Source organism: Adhaeribacter aerolatus (assembly GCF_007991635.1).
Lineage (GTDB): Bacteria > Bacteroidota > Bacteroidia > Cytophagales > Hymenobacteraceae > Adhaeribacter > Adhaeribacter aerolatus.
Window position 1 is genome coordinate 216,601 of record NZ_BJYS01000002.1, and the last position, 16,166, is coordinate 232,766.

The following is a 16,166-nucleotide window of genomic DNA, read 5'->3' on the forward strand; positions in this document are numbered from 1 at the left end:
TAATTATTATTTTAAGATTTTGTTTTAAATTGGACTTTTAAAAGGAGGCCCCGGCTTAAGCAAAGACAAAATATTATATAACGTCAGGGTTTTAAGTTTATTTTAATTTTTTGGCATATTTTTTTCTTGACGTAAAGTATTCTTAAACCACAGTAGGTAAAATACTTTTGTAATAATATTTATGATTCAACTGGTACTTTCTTTTTGCTGGTCTTTTCTGGTGGCCTTGTTTGCGGTTCCTTCTATTATATACGTAGCTCATTTAAAAAATATTTTGGATCAGCCCAACATGCGGACCGTGCACGAGTCCTTAACACCTCGCTTAGGGGGGCTGGCGGTGTTCGCCGGGTTTATGTCGGCGCTTACTATTTTTGGTGATTTAGATAACGGCGTACAGCAGCTCTTAGCCGGCTGCATTATTTTGTTTTTTATTGGTTTAAAAGACGACTTGGTAACCATCTCGGCCTTCAAGAAATTTATTGTGCAGTTACTGGCTTCGGGCGTGGTAATGGTTATCGCGGATATCCGGATTACCAGCTTTCAGGGAATATTTGGTATAGATGAACTCCCGGTGGGTGTGAGTTATGCCTTTTCGTTTTTAGTAATTGTAGGCATTACCAATGCCATAAACTTAATAGACGGGCTCGATGGTTTGGCCGGTACCATGGTGCTGATTATTGCTTCTACGTTTGGCTGGTTCTTCTATCAATATGGCGGTCCGCTTTTCCAGAATTTTGCTTTTGTCTCGGTTTGCCTGTTGGGTGGTATTATGGGTTTTCTGCGGTATAACTTTCATAAAGCCACTATTTTTATGGGCGATACCGGTTCGCTGGTGTGCGGGTTTATTATTTCTATTCTCACCATCCAGTTTATCGAAATGCGGGCAGTACCTTCTTCGCCTTCAGTGGCTTTAGGTATTTTGTTTGTGCCCTTGTTCGATACCCTGCGCGTTTCTTTAATTCGCATCTCTAAAGGTATATCTCCTTTTTCGCCGGATAAAAATCACATTCACCACTGCATACTGGGTATGGGTTTCCGGCAAATAAGTACAGTGGTTATCCTGGCTTTAATTAATATATTTGTAATATTATTTGTAATTACTTTTGCCGACCTAGGCAATCAGTACATAATTACGGGGCTGTTGGTTTTCTCGGTTATTTTAAGCTTAATTTTAGGTGTTTACAGATTTAGAAGAACACAAAGCGTTACTTAAGATAAAACCGGCACTTGGGCTGGGTGGTTTATTTATTCTTTTAATTTTCTCCTTAAATACCTTTGGGCAGGCTAAACTACCGCCGGTTAAGTTTAGCTATACTAACCAGCTTAATTCCGACTGGCTGATTTACCAGCCCCAAACCAGTGAGTTTTCTTTATATATTCCGGAATATCACGGGCGGGTAGGGGCGCTTTACCAATGGGTAAATATCCGGCCAGATAAACCTTTTCGCATAAATTTTACCGCCAAAAAAGATTTGTGTATTTTCCTGAACAATAAACTTATCTTCTCGGCCGATTCGGCGGCTACCTACGGTTTAGATTTATCGCAGGCCGTAAAAGCTTATAAAGTAGGTAATAAGCCAACCAACCGTTACCTGCTCTGCCTTTGGCACCCCACCGAGCAGCCTAACTTAAACTCTTTCCGGAACGAAGCGGATATTAAACTGCCAACAGTAGCGGGGCAGCAAAAAAAATCCATCGTTAACAAATACCGGGGTAGCCTTAACTACAATGCCTTTATTATATTTTTATTATTAATCGGGCTGGTTTACGGTTGGCTGCGCACCACTTACACTTCCGATTTTAGAAGTTTATTTAGCTTAAGTAATTTTCTTCGCCACTCGGCACTGGAAGAAGGATTTCTAGCCAAACCCATTAGCAGTTGGTCGAGTGTAATTTTTGTGATTGCTTTTGCGCTATCATTTGCCTTGCTTATTGTGGCCATTCACACCAATATTCAGAATATTGTAATATTCAACCGGTTGTTTTCTGTGTCTGAAGCTGATATTACCTCTAAAATTCTATTTTATACCATTCTTATATTTTCATTTATCTTATTCAAATATTTATTTCTTAGTTTAATCGGCTATATTTTTGATTTAACAGCCTTGGTTTCCCTGCAATACCGCGAGTTTATTCGTACTTTGTTATTCCTGGGTATGTTCTTACCCTTAATTATGGTGCTTTATCTGGCCTTTAATACCACCATGCCCCAAACCGTTTTGTTAATTTCTACCCTGGCTGTATCGGGTATTCTGATTATAACCGTTTTAAGAATATTCTATACTTTAAATAAAAAAGTCTCTCTAAAAAATCTCCATTTATTTTCGTACATTTGCGCCACGGAAATAATACCTTTAATCATTTTACTAAAACTTATAGTATTTAATTACTAAAACGATAGCTTAATAAAAGTTAAGTGCGGTTTTAGTTTGATACCCAAGTAGAATATGGCTGCGAATCCAGATCGGCATAACAGAAAAATAACCAGTATCCTGGTTACTCAACCTAAACCAACCAACGATAATTCTCCTTATTTAGCCATTGCCGAGAAGTATGGTATTAAGGTTGATTTCCGGGAGTTTATTCAGGTTGATCCAGTGCCTTATAAAGAATTCCGGAAAGATAAAATAAATATTCTCGATCATACCGCCATTATCTTTACCAGCCGGAATGCTGTAGATCATTTTTTCCGTATTTGCCAGGAAAGTAAGATCGAAATGCCGGCCGAGATGAAGTATTTCTGTATCTCGGAACAAACTGCCCATTATCTGCAAAAATACATTGTGCTACGCAAGCGCAAGCTATTTACCGGCGAAAGAACAGCTACCGATCTATTTGATGTAATTAAAAAACACAAAAACGAGAAATTCCTTTTTCCGTGCTCTAATATCCGTAAAAACGATATTCCGGATTTTATGCGGAGCAATAACCTGCATTTTACCGAAGCCGTTATTTATAAAACTGTAGCAGCCGATTTGTCAGATTTGGCTGAAGTAAAATACGACTGCCTGGCCTTTTTCAGCCCATCTGGTATTCATTCCTTGTTTATGAACTTCCCGGACTTTGTGCAGGAAAATACCCGTATTGCGGCATTTGGTCCCACTACTGCGCAGGCGGTAATAGATGCCGGATTAGAACTGGATATTGTTGCCCCCATGCCCAACGCCCCTTCTATGACTGGTGCTATAGAGATGTACATTAAAAAACATTTCCCGAATAAATAGTATCATACTTAGTTTTTTTTCGTACCGTTGCTAAGTAAAGGATATTACGCTGGTGTGTGTAGATAAGAGAATCCGGTTACCTTTCTAATATAATTATTAGAAAGGTATACCAATGGAAGCGTTTGTATCGTTACCCAAAAGAATCTTATTTATATACATTTAGGTAGTAAATGAAGAAAACTTTTTACGCACTTTTTTTTATTTTATTATTTACGGGCACCGCCTCGCTGGCGCAGCAGTTACCACAATTTAGCCATTATGGCTTTAACGGTATGTATCTGAGCCCTGGTTATGCCGGTATAACCGGCCAAACAGAATTAAACGGGTTGTTTCGGTACCAATGGGCTGGCTACCAGGGTAGTTTTGATGCTGGCGGTGCACCCCGGACCGGGTTGTTTAGTATTTCGATGCCGGTATATGCCCTAAGAGGTGGCGTTGGTGCGTATGTGGTGCAAGATCAATTGGGCGCTACCAAAATAACAAATGCGGCCTTGTCTTATTCGCAGCACATTAAAATTGGGGCGGGTAAATTGGGTATTGGGGTGCAAGGAATTATGATGCGGATACGCAAAGGCGAATACCGGGCAAATGACCCCGGAGACCCCAGTGTACCCGAAAATAGTGCAGACCGGAAATTTGATGCCGGCGCCGGGATTTGGTATCATTCAGAAAAATTTTATTTTGGCGCCGGAATAAACAATCTTTTGCGGTCGAAATACGTTTTTGAAGATAGTTTAGGAGTAGAAACGCCTGATGCAGGCAATATTACAGCGGAAAACCATTTGCATGTTACCGGCGGATACAATTACGAAGTAAATCCGGGGTTGATTCTGACACCAACAGCAATAGTAAAGTATGATTTTAATAAAGTGTCGTTTGAAGGAGGAATAAGAGGAACCTTAAACCAGAAATTTTGGTTAGGCGTAGGCTATCGGTATCAGGAGGCAATAACAGGTATGGGAGGCGCTTATTTGTTAAAAGATAATACCCTGCGATTGGGATATGCACTAGATTTAACTAATTTTGGAGTGGAAGCGAAAGCACGTACGTCCCACGAAATTATGCTATCTTATATATTCCCCAAACCCGCTAATATTGTAAAACCCCCGGTAAAAACACCACGTTATAGCTTTTAATAAATAGGGTAAATACTTGTTTTATGGTATTTTATTTTAGTAAAAAACTGTAAAATGTTAAATATCATGGGTGTTTCTCTATAGAAGTTAAATTATTCGGAGATTTGTAGTATTGTTTTTAAAATCTAATTGGTATATATTTGCTTGTCTTTAAAAAGTAATAAATCTTTAAAAAAAATATCTTGTAATAGATCATGAATAAGTTTATCAAATTGTTCTCTTTGGCTCTTGCTGCGGGTTATTTAAGCAGTTGCGGATTGCTGGGAAGGGGTAATGAAGACACCGGCGATTTGTATGGTACGCTGGACCGTCCGGAGTTTAATCCGCAGGAAGTACCCTTTGGAATGGTGCCATGCCCGGGAGGTACATTTCATATGGGCCAGACGGACGAAGACGTGGCAGCCTCCATGTCTAACCTGAACAAGCAGGTTACTATTCGTGGTTTTTACATGGATGAGACCGAAATTACCAACAACGAGTACCGGCAGTTTATGGATGCTATTAAACAAGACTCCATGGATGTGCTGACGCCGGAATATGTAATGACGGAACTCTATCCGGATACAACTGTCTGGATGCGGGACTTTACTTATTCGATGGGTGACCCGATGATGCAGTATTATTATTCTCACCCGGCTTTCGACGAGTATCCGGTAGTAGGAGTTGACTGGTTTGCAGCCAAATATTTCTGTGACTGGCGGACTAAATTGAAAACTGCCAGAAACATCGAAAACGAACTGGCTGCCAGCGTAAACTTCCGGTTGCCTTCCGAAGCCGAATGGGAGTATGCCGCGCGGGGTGGCCGCGACTTAGCTACTTATCCGTGGGGCGGACCATATATGCGCAATGCCAAAGGTTGTATGTTAGCTAACTTTAAACCTGGTCGCGGCGATTATTACAGCGATGGCTACAGTTACACCGCACCAGTAGGAAAATATTTGCCAAACGATTTTGGTTTATATGATATGGCCGGTAACGTATCGGAGTGGTGCGAAGATGCTTACAACGAAGCTGCCATGCCCGTGGTGTGGGATTTGAACCCTACCTATTATAATGACGAAGAACCGCGTAAAGTAGTGCGTGGTGGCTCCTGGAAAGATATTGCATATTACCTGGAAACAGGTACCCGTAACTTTGAATATCAGGACTCTGCCCGTTCTTATATTGGATTCCGCTGCGCCATGATTATGTTGGGTGATACTGAAAGCGGTCGCAGATAAAAAAAAAGTAATTTGTATTTTTTTTATAAATATAAATTTTCTTATTTTTACAGCACTAATAAAAAAACAAAAACCAAAAAACAGTAAAAAACAATGAGTACAGCAAAAGGTGGCAACTTCTTTTTTGATAAAGTAATGCCAAAAGTTTATGGTATCGGAGCCGCAGTGGTAATTATCGGTGCCCTTTTTAAAATTCTGCACTGGAAAGGTGCAAACGAAATGTTAATGGTTGGTCTGGGAACAGAGGCATTAATATTTTTCCTGAGTGCTTTCCAACCAACCGGCCACGATGTAGACTGGACCCGGGTTTATCCGGAATTGGCCGATGATTATGATGGCCCGAAAAGAAAAGTGCCGCAAATTGCCGCTTCCGGCCCATCGCTTACTGATGATTTAGACAAAATGCTGCGCGATGCTAATGTAACGCCCGCTACCATCAACTCATTAGGCCAAGGCCTGAACCGTTTAAGTGAAACTACTGCGCAAATGGCCGATTTAAGCAATGCAACTGTGGCCACCCAGGAGTATACTACAAAAGTTAAAACAGCCGCCAACTCCTTAGAAAAAATCAACCAGGCTTATTCAACTACGGTAGAAGCGATTTCGGCTATGGCCGGTGCAACCGCCGATGCCCGCCAGTACCATGAGCAGGTGCAGAATGTAACCAAGAATTTAGGCGCATTAAATGCCGTTTACGAAATGGAATTGCAGGATGCTAATAACCACCTGAAATCTATGAACAGATTCTATGGCAGCTTAGCTTTGGCAATGGATAATTTAACCGATGCTACCAAAGATACCGAACAGTTTAAAAATGAAGTTGGTCGCTTAACGCAGAACTTACATTCTTTAAATACTGTTTACGGTAATATGCTAAACGCCATGCGGGCACCTTCTGCCTAATTTGCATAGCCTAATATAAAACATCAAAAACATAATTTATTAATTAGTATATGGCTGGACTAAAAGAGACCCCGAGGCAGAAGATGATCGGTATGATGTACCTGGTACTGACCGCACTTCTCGCCCTTCAGGTAAGCTCAGCAATCATTTTGAAATTTAAATACCTGGATGACAGTTTAATGACTGTTAACAACAAAACCGTAGGAGATAATACGGGCTTGGTAAAAGGTATTGCCAAAGCAGTTGCCGAAGGTGGTAACCGGGCGAACGACCAAAAAGTAGTGGCGCAGGCGAATGAGGTGCGCACCAAAACGGCCGAAATGGTATCGTACATTCACGAGCTACGCGAAACGATAATTACAAAATCGGGTGGCCGCGAAGGTGAAGGTTATAAAAATGCCGGCGAAGAAGAAGCAATTGCGGTGACTATGATTGGTGGTAAACGCAATGGCAAAGCTTACGAACTGGAGAAAAAGCTGAACGAGTATGCGGCTTTTATGCGGCAACACAATGCCAACGTACCGGCTAAATTAGCTTTAGGTGGTTCAGAAGACCCAACTGCCCGGAAAGACCCGGATCAGCGTAAGAAGGATTTTGCCCATTTAAACTTTGAGGCTACCCCATTGGTAGCAGCTTTAGCTGTAATGGCGCAAAAAGAAACCGAAATTCTGAAGTACGAAGCAGATGCGTTAGCATCATTAGCTAGCAAAGTTGGTGCTGATATTATCAAGTTTGATAAAATATTAGCAACAGCCAGTGCTGAGTCGAAGACTGTTGCTGCTGGTACCAAGTACCGCGCCGAAATGTTCTTAACTGCTTTCTCTGATGCGATTTCGCCTAAAATGTCTTCCAGTGCCGGACCGGTAAAAGTAGTAAACGGCCGTGGCCAGATAGAATTTACCGCTGCTGCCGGTGGTGCTAAAAACAAAGACGGCTTAATTGAAAAACAGTGGACTGGTAAAATTACTTTAAACAATAATGGCCGCGATACTACGTTTAATGTATCACAGAAGTATTTTGTAGTAGAACCGGAATTGCAAATACAATCGGCTTCGGTAAATGCGCTGTATTTTAAGTGTGGTAATCGTTTAAATGCCCAGGTACCTGCTTTAGGCGCTTTATACGACCCGGTATTCTCCGGTTCTGGTGCAAGCTTTACCAAAGGCAGCAAAAAAGGTGAAGTGTTAATTAACCCAACTGCCAAGCAGGTAACCATGAATGTTAGCAGCGGCGGCGTTAAGATAGGTTCACAAACCTTTGATGTCCGGAAAACGCCAAAGCCCGATGTAGTAGTATTGGTAAACGGTCGTCCGGTAGATCCAATGAGAGGTTTACCTGCCAGTTCACCGCGTCAGGTTTCTGTTAGAGTAGAACCGGATGAAGATTTTGCCCGTTCTTTTAGAGAAGATGCCCGCTACCAGGCTACGCAAGTAAAAGTAACTTTGGGTAGAGGTACCGATAAAATTGGGGAGCAAGTATTCCCGACCGGTATGGCCAATATCTCTGGTTTAATGGCAAAAGCAAGACCCGGCGATAAATTGGTAATTCAGGTTGGAGAAGTGGTTCGTTTAAACTATAAAAACGATATCGAAGAAATTCCGAACGCTTCCAAGCCAACTATCGTAACATTGAATTAATATTTTAGAATGTCATGAACAGAGTTTATTTAATAGTTTTGTTTATTGCGGGTATGTCTGTTCAGGCAATTAGCCAGACCAGAACCCCGGCTGCAGGTGGTACCCAGCCCAGACAAGCAGCGCCTACGCAGACAAGACAAGCAACGGCTACCCAAACCACTACTCCCGCGCCAGCGGCTCCGGCCAATACTGCTTATAGCGGTACGCCATCCGTCCGGCCAATTCCAGAGAGTGATATGATGTATCGTCGTACTGTTTGGCGGGTGATAGATTTACGCGAAAAGCAAAACCGGCCGCTTTACTCTGTTAACCATGAGATTACTAAGATAATAATGGATGCGGTAAAACGGGGCGAGCTAACGGTTTATAAAGACGACTCTTTGAACAAATCTATGACGCCCGAGGAGTACCGTAAGGTTCTGGTAAAGCCTGGCGAAGAGATAGAAGAGACTGAAGAGGATAAACAAGCCAGACTCGAAGCCGAAAAGCAACTGGCACAAATTAATGCCGCCAGAAGACGCCAAGGTGGTGCTGTTGAGGCAGCGCCGGTGGAAGCAGCGCCCATGGGCCCGATTGAGTATAATCCACGGGATATTAAGAAGCTGGAGTTGAAGGAGGACGTAATATTTGATAAAAAACGTTCCCGGATGTATTACGATATTCATGCCATCACACTGAAAGTACCGAATGCGGTAACCGGCTTTGATGATGTTATTGGGGCATTTGCTTACAAAGATTTAGTGAAAGTTTTCCGGAACCATCCAAAAGATGCAATCTGGTATAACATGCAAAACAATGCTACTCACCTGAATCTGGCCGATGCTTTTGACTTAAGAATGTTTGGTTCTTATATCAAGAAGGTATCTAATCCGAATGACGACGATTTGAAAACTATTCATGGTGGTTCGGAACAAGCCATTCTGGCGGCACAACGAGCACTGGAAGAAATGATAGAGTTTGAATACAGTCTATGGAGTTATTAAGCACTTAAGAATTAAAATAAAAAAGGAGCCTTTTGGCTCCTTTTTTATTTTAACGATTAGTAGAAACGCCCATTCAAATAATAATTATAAGAAAATCAGGACGAATTTGAACTAACTGAAAGCTGGAACAAAATTTTGCCAATAACACCCGCTTTTGCTATTCCTTTGCAGGGGTATTTTGCGCTACCAAATACCAAATAGTTTAAACTATATTCCATAGGAAAATACCGGAAAGATGCCTTTGTGAGCTTTTAAAATATTTGTTAGTTAGCTAGAGGAGGTGTAATTGCGATTTGGTATGAGTCCCTTAGATCAACATCAGGAGGATAAAACTCATTTAAGCACAGTATTTATTTTATAGATTACTTCGTGAGAATTTTAGTGGCTGCTTAAATAGTTACTGCTTGGAGTTTAGGAATGCCTGCAAAAAGAAGAGCCTTAATTTTTACAGTTGATTCAGATTATAAGCCAGCCGGTGTAAATGCAGAATAGCGTCAGCTATTTTATTTAGCTGCTCGTGCACAATTTCGGTTTGAAGAATAGCGGTATCGAGATGGAGATCGGTACTATTGGCTTGAGAAACCGCCGCTGTTTTAAATTCCAGGTTTAAAGTATAAGCCGGAAAAGGCTGCCCTGGTAGATTGGTGTTTGCCGAATTCTTTTCGGTAATTAGTGCCGTAATAATGTCTTCCAGTTGTTCGGCTGCCTGGCGCAAATAAGTTTCGGCTTCCGTGTAAGTAGGATTATCGGTTTTTATTTGGGGCAGCAAAGCAGCTAAAGAAAGCAGCTCCCGCGATAGACGAACGTTGTAAAAGGCCAAGTTTTGGGCTATTTTCTGTTTTTGCTTCTTAGTGCCGGGTTCTAGCTGTAATCTTTTCACAGATTCGGCAATATCAATATTGGCGCTCTCAGCTTTCCGGCGGTCGGCTATAATGCGGGCATGAAATCCGGTTTGAGCCACTAATTCGTGGTGGAGCTGATGTAATAAATTTAAGTTAGCCCGCAACCCACGCGCCATTACAAAACGGACTTTGGTCCTTTCCCAATCCGGCCATAATACAAATGCGGCTGTTACCGACAGAATTACGCCTAAAACCGTAGCAAATAGCCGGTATGCCGCCAAATGCCAATCTATCGGCCCTGTAACTTCAAACATAGCCACCAGCAACATGGTTAAAAACGTTACCGAAATGGTATAGTTGCGTTCTTGGAAGTAAATGAATAAAAACGAAAAAGTAGCAATAGCCAGAATAATGATAACGGGCGAAAAAGGATGAATAAGTAACAACGTGCCCAATATTCCGCCCAGAAAGGTACCCAGTACCCGTTGCATAGATTTCTGTTGTGTTGTGCCAAAATCGGGCTGCAGTACCACCATAACGGTTAACGGAATCCAGTAGCCCCGTGGGATCTGGAAGCCCAGGTAAAGCGCCACCCCCACGGAGGTAACCAGCATGAGCCGAAAGGTATGCTTCAGGGGAACGTTTTTAAACCGAAAGAGCGCCCGGAGCGGTGGTAATAACCTGGTCTGGTTCTGAGATGCTACATTGGTAGTCGGCAGCTTTTTATTCTGGTGGATGCGGCTTAACAGAAAATGGGCATCTTCGAGATAATGAATGGCTGAATCCAGCAAAGTAATAAACCGGTGTAAATCTAGCTGAACGTTAAAATCTTTTTGATGGCTACTATCTAATTGTTGTAGTTCTCCGGAGGACGCTTTTAGCTGGTTTATCTTTATTTTTAGATTATCCAGTTCCTGTGGACGTGCCAACACCAAGGCGTTTACAATAATTTTAGCGGCTGCGGCTGCCAGAAACAATCGTTCCTGAATGGCCGGCATAAACAAATGCTTTTTCGGATGCTCCCGTAAATGTTCCAGGGCATGGTTCATGGCCATAATGGTTGCGCCAAACCGGGAGGAAGCCCGGACTAGTTTGAGCAAATCGCGGCGGACAAAAAAGTAACGGACATGGTGAAGACGTAAGTAGGGCAATACTTGGTTAATGGCCTGCCGCAGCGATATTTCTTTTTCCTGTACCCGTTCAGCATAATCTTTTTGGGTGTTGGTAGAAGCTAAAAAGATGGCCAGATTACTACTCAGTTCCCAAGGCCGCGCAAGGTTGGTATAATAAGGCAGATCCGGCAAGAAAAACCAGAAAAATAAAGATATAAAGGCTGCCCACAAGCCGCCCAGCCAAATAGCTAGATAACGATCCAGGCCGACCTCTAAGGAGTGCGGCGGCGGTAAGGCTAATAAGAATATGATAACCGCACAAAAGCCAATAACCTGCCCAAAAGAACCAAACTCTTTCAGCAAGGAAGAAATGCTAGCCAGCAGGGCCATAATAAAGATGGCCAGCCAGAAATAAGTACCCAACATGGTGCCAACCAATACGGCAGCCGAAATGAATAGCAAACCAAACAATAATATGAGGGCCCGCTGCGGATAGGTATGCTGATACTTAATTACCAGGAGGGTCTGGCCGGTAATTGCAGCAAAACTGCCTATTAATGGCTTATTGAGGTAATAACCAACTGCCAGCGGTACAACCAAACCTAAAGTAACAATAAAGGCGTACAGTAAATCCGGGTTAAAATATTCCTGACGGGCAAACGCTTTTAGGCTATTTATTAAACCGGGACTAAACATAGGCGCTGAATTTGACCCAAGCTACGAAAGATTTATTATAAAGATTAAAGCCAATATTTTAGACGCATAATTGGCGCAAAGCTGATAAAATAATTAAGCAAAATGTAGCAAAATAATTCAAGCAGTTTGTAAACGGCTAGGCCGGAAAATTAAATGGCGGCAGGAGCCGAGCGATTGGTTTGGTTGCCGAAATATTCGAGCAGGATACGGGCTTTGCTTTTGCCTATTTCGGCGGTTAGTTCACCTTCGCTTAGTTCTCTTATTTTCTTCACCGATTTAAACTTGGCCAGTAATTTATCGGCGGTGGCTTTGCCCAAACCTTTTACTTCGGTTATTTCGGTTTTAAGGGTGCCGGCATCGCGCTTGCTGCGGTGGAAAGTAATGGCAAACCGGTGGGCTTCGTTCCGGATGCGCTGAATTAGTCGTAACGACTCAGATTTTTTATCAATATACAAAGGCAGGGTATCGCCGGGGTAAAATATTTCTTCCAGGCGTTTGGCTATGCCTACTACCGCCATGCGGCCATAAATACCTAAATCTTTTAGGGCCTTCACCGCCATTCCCAACTGACCTTTGCCACCATCAATAATAATTAACTGGGGCAGGGGTGTGCCTTCATCTAATAACCGGCGGTAGCGGCGGGTAACAATTTCGTACATCGAGGCAAAATCGTCAGGGCCAACAACGGTTTTAATATTAAAGTGGCGGTAATCTTTTTTAGAGGCCTTGGCATTCCGGAAACAAACCATCGAGGCCACCGGATTATCGCCCTGAAAGTTGGAGTTATCGAAACACTCAATGTGCTTGGGTAACTCGGCTAACTTTAAATCTTTTTTCATGGTTTCCATTATACGCACCTCGTTGGTATCCTTGGCTTTTTCGTTCATGCTTTCTTTCTCTTTACGCAGGTACATGGCATTTTTCAAAGAAAGGTTCAGCAGTTTACGTTTGTCACCAATCTGAGGTACGGTTATAGTTAGTCCATCCAGGGGCAAAGTCAGCTCAATATTTACTAATATTTCTTTGGAGTCGCTTTCGAATTCATGGCGAAGCTGGACAACCATAGAAGCCAATATTTCCTCGTCGGTTTCGTCCAGCTTTTTCTGAATTTCCAAGGATTGCGTCTGAATAATAGAGCCATTTACTACTTTCAGGTAGTTTACAAAGGCACACTTCTCGTTCGAGGTAATTGAAAAGACATCAATATTGGTGAGCGTATTGCTTACCACAGTAGATTTGGCCTGGAAGTCTTCGAGTATATCCAACTTCTGCTTAAAGCTATGCGCCAGTTCGTACTGCATTTCCTGGGCGGCTTCCATCATCTTATCTTTAAAATAGTTTTTGGCAGTGCCTAAATTACCCGATAAGATGCTGCGGATTTGCTGGATGTGCAGGTTGTAAGATTCTTCGTCGATCAGGTCTTCGCAGGGGCCTTTGCAGTTGCCAATGTGGTATTCCAGGCATACTTTAAATTTACCTTTGGCGATATTTTCGGGCGATAAATTATACGTGCAGGTGCGCAGCGGATACAAGCTCCGGACCATTTCGAGTAGCACATTCATGGCAGTAATACTGGCGTATGGGCCGAAATATTTAGAGCCGTCGGCAATTTTATTGCGCGTACTGATTACCCGCGGAAAACGCTCGTTGGTAATACAGATATAGGGGTAAGTTTTGCCGTCTTTTAAAAGAATATTGTACTTGGGCTGGTGCTGCTTAATCAGGCTGTTTTCCAGCAAAAAAGCATCCGACTCGGTATCGACAATGGTAAACTCAATATTCCGGATGTTGGAAATGAGCTTCAGCGTTTTTTTGTTGTGCTGATTAGATTTATTAAAATAGCTGCTTACCCGTTTCCGAATGTCAACGGCTTTACCCACATAAATAATTTGGTGATCGTCGAAGAATTTATAAATGCCGGGTTTATGCGGCAAATGGCTTATAATATCTTTTAAACGGTCATTGGCAGGCATAGCTGGCTCCTCTTCTCCGGCAAAGGTTGGCATTGGTACTTAAGCAGGTAAAAAGAGGCCGAATGAAGTACCATTACTAACTAAAATATTTACCGGTTTTAGCTTATTTTATATCTCCTCTTCAATATCGGGCTTAGCCGGCATTATCAATATCTGGTCCTGGCTAATCGTATCGCTGATTACACTGTTGTTGTATTTACTGCAATCTATCTCAACGGTTAAAGGCTGTTCTGGTTTAGGAAAAGGTGCTTTAGATACACTCAGATTTTTATCGGCGTAAACTTTTTGCATAAATAAGCCATATATGGGCATGGCCAGTTTATTTCCCTGCCCTAAATTGGCGCTCCGGAAGTGAATACTCCGGTCTTCGCCGCCAACCCACATACCGCATACCAAGTCGGGCGTAACGCCCATAAACCAAGCATCAGAAAAGTTCTGTGTTGTACCGGTTTTTGCGCCAATTTCGTTCTTCAGTTTATACCGGTTGCGCAAGCCGTGCCAGGCAGAAGCCAGCCGGATATCGGCAGCCCCTTTCAGCATGTGAATCATCAGGTAAGCCGTTTGTTCGCTTAGCACTTCGCGGGACCGCGGTACGTTCGTAAACAACGTATTTCCATTCTTGTCTTCGATGCGGGTAATATAAATCGGTTCGGTCCAGACACCATGGTTCACGAAAGTGCCGTAAGCGCCGGCCATTTCGTACACCGATACATCACTGGAACCAAAGCCAATAGATGGCACCGGTTCAATATCAGATACCAACCCCAAATTTTTGGCGTAGGTTACAATTGTTTCAGGCGTTAACTGCTTAACCAGGAAAGCCGTAACTGTGTTTATCGAATGCGCCAAAGCTTCGCGTAGAGTATAATTACGGCCTGAATATTTACCGTCGGAGTTTTGAGGCGTATAAGCCGCTCTGCCTTTTTCGGCAGGAAAAGTTACCGGAATATCGGGTACCTGGTAACAAGGCGAAAAGCCCCGGTCGATGGCAGCCGTATAAACCACGGGCTTAAACGTAGAACCGGGTTGCCGGCGTCCTTGTTTTACGTGGTCGTATTTAAAGTATTTGAAATCAGTACCGCCCACCCAGGCTTTAATGTTGCCGTCTAAGGGGTTAACCGCTATAAAGCCGGTATGTAAGAAATGTTTGTAATAGGCCAGTGAATCCATCGGGCTCATCACTACTTCTTTTTCGCCGGGGGCTTCCCAGGTAAATACCGTCATCGGTATTTTTTTATTCAGGTAATAATTAATAGAATCTTTATTGCCTTCAAAGCGGCTATTCAGGCTAATGTAGCGTTCTGTTCGCTTAATAGCCGATTCCAGAAAACCTTTGATGGTCTTTCCGTTTTCATCTACCCAGGGTTTACGTCCTTTCCAGTGATCATAAAACAGCTTCTGCATGGTTTTCATGTGTTCCCGTACGGCCGCTTCGGCATGTTGCTGCATTCGGGAGTCGATGGTGGTGTATATTTTTAAGCCACCGGCGTACAGGTCATGACCATTGTCGCGGGCCCATCTTAGCAGCCATTTACCGGCTTCTGCGCGTAAGTAAGGGGCAATACCCGTATTCTGGTTTTCTACCTGAAACTTTAGTTTGATATCTTTGGCTACGGCCGTGGCATAGGTAGGCTCATCAATAAAGCCGTATTTACGCATTTGTGAGAGTACCCAGTCGCGGCGTTTCTGCGAACGCTCTTTGGCAGTTACCGGGCTAAACCGCGAAGGCGCATTGACAATACCCACCAGCAGGGCCGATTCTTCCAGGGTAAGGTCTTTAGGTGCTTTGCTGAAAAAAGTTTTGGCCGCCGATTTAATACCGTAAGCGTTACTGCCGAATTCTACGGTGTTCAGGTACATTTCCAGAATCTCTTTTTTCGAGTAAGCTCTTTCTAGCCGTATCGCGACAATCCACTCTTTGGTTTTAATAATCAGCATGCGCAGACCCGGAATATCGGCTAGTAAGCCTTCGCGGCTGGTGCCGGCCCGGGTGCGGAATAAATTTTTGGCTACCTGCTGGGTAAGCGTACTGGCTCCCCGGCTCCGGCCGCTCAGGCCGTAGTACCCAACCGCTAACAAACCCTTAAAGTCAATGCCCGAGTGTTCTTCAAACCGAACATCTTCAGTAGCAATTAAAGCATCAACTAAATTCTGGGGTAAATCGCGGTATTTTACGGGCGAGCGGTTTTCCCGGTAGTATTTCCCCATCAGCACACCATCAGCCGAATACATTTCGGAAGCTACTTCACTTTGGGGGTTTTCTAAGGTCTTAAAGTCGGGCAGCTCGCCGAAAAGATTCAGAAAATTAATGCTAACCGCAAACACAAACAACACAAACCCCAGCAAGCCGGCTATAAAAGCCAGCCAGATACCTCCCACAATTTTAGAATACTTCTTGGAGGGCGCAACAAGCTTTTTAGAACGGGCAACAGACATGTAT

11 protein-coding genes are annotated in these 16,166 nt (G+C 43.1%); 8 read left to right on the top strand and 3 right to left on the bottom strand.

The window, feature by feature from the left end; translation table 11 throughout:
- The first annotated feature begins 181 nt into the window (after positions 1–181).
- From AAE02nite_RS02795 to porN, 8 genes are all read left to right on the top strand, one after another.
- A complete protein-coding gene (locus tag AAE02nite_RS02795) occupies positions 182–1,213 on the top strand; it encodes an MraY family glycosyltransferase (protein ID WP_246150745.1) in 1,032 nt (343 codons plus the stop codon).
- On the top strand, positions 1,176–2,393 hold the full coding sequence (locus AAE02nite_RS02800) for a DUF4271 domain-containing protein (protein ID WP_246150746.1): 1,218 nt from the start codon (positions 1,176–1,178) through the stop codon (positions 2,391–2,393). The genes AAE02nite_RS02795 and AAE02nite_RS02800 overlap by 38 nt, the downstream gene beginning before the upstream one ends.
- Before the next feature lie 54 nt (positions 2,394–2,447).
- On the top strand, positions 2,448–3,224 hold the full coding sequence (locus AAE02nite_RS02805) for a uroporphyrinogen-III synthase (protein WP_146894924.1): 777 nt from the start codon (positions 2,448–2,450) through the stop codon (positions 3,222–3,224).
- 170 nt (positions 3,225–3,394) lie between these two features.
- On the top strand, positions 3,395–4,360 hold the full coding sequence (locus AAE02nite_RS02810; RefSeq protein ID WP_146894925.1) for a PorP/SprF family type IX secretion system membrane protein: 966 nt from the start codon (positions 3,395–3,397) through the stop codon (positions 4,358–4,360).
- Positions 4,361–4,554: 194 nt separating this feature from the next.
- Positions 4,555–5,580 (top strand): T9SS ring complex lipoprotein PorK/GldK, encoded by a 1,026-nt coding sequence (porK, locus tag AAE02nite_RS02815; RefSeq protein ID WP_146894926.1) that lies wholly within the window; start codon positions 4,555–4,557, stop codon positions 5,578–5,580.
- A gap of 93 nt (positions 5,581–5,673) precedes the next feature.
- Complete coding sequence (gene porL, locus AAE02nite_RS02820) at positions 5,674–6,483, top strand: type IX secretion system motor protein PorL/GldL (RefSeq protein ID WP_146894927.1); 810 nt, start codon at positions 5,674–5,676, stop codon at positions 6,481–6,483.
- Positions 6,484–6,533: 50 nt separating this feature from the next.
- Positions 6,534–8,120 (top strand): type IX secretion system motor protein PorM/GldM, encoded by a 1,587-nt coding sequence (porM, locus tag AAE02nite_RS02825; RefSeq protein WP_146894928.1) that lies wholly within the window; start codon positions 6,534–6,536, stop codon positions 8,118–8,120.
- Between the two features lie 14 nt (positions 8,121–8,134).
- Entirely contained in the window at positions 8,135–9,103 is a 969-nt protein-coding gene (porN, locus tag AAE02nite_RS02830; RefSeq protein WP_146894929.1) for a type IX secretion system ring subunit PorN/GldN, read from the top strand.
- Positions 9,104–9,548: 445 nt separating this feature from the next.
- Here porN and AAE02nite_RS02835 read toward each other — a convergent pair whose 3' ends face one another.
- The 3 genes from AAE02nite_RS02835 to AAE02nite_RS02845 all read right to left on the bottom strand — a co-directional run bounded on the left by AAE02nite_RS02835 (position 9,549) and on the right by AAE02nite_RS02845 (position 16,162).
- The gene (locus AAE02nite_RS02835; RefSeq protein ID WP_146894930.1) at positions 9,549–11,753 is read right to left on the bottom strand and encodes an FUSC family protein; all 2,205 of its coding nucleotides are present in this window, start codon (positions 11,751–11,753) and stop codon (positions 9,549–9,551) included.
- A 149-nt stretch (positions 11,754–11,902) separates the two neighbouring features.
- Positions 11,903–13,726: an excinuclease ABC subunit UvrC gene (gene uvrC / locus AAE02nite_RS02840; RefSeq protein ID WP_146894955.1), complete on the bottom strand. Its 1,824-nt coding sequence runs from the start codon at positions 13,724–13,726 to the stop codon at positions 11,903–11,905.
- A gap of 108 nt (positions 13,727–13,834) precedes the next feature.
- Positions 13,835–16,162, bottom strand: a complete 2,328-nt coding sequence (locus AAE02nite_RS02845) for a penicillin-binding protein 1A (protein ID WP_146894931.1) — start codon at positions 16,160–16,162, stop codon at positions 13,835–13,837.
- Between the last annotated feature and the right edge of the window lie 4 nt (positions 16,163–16,166).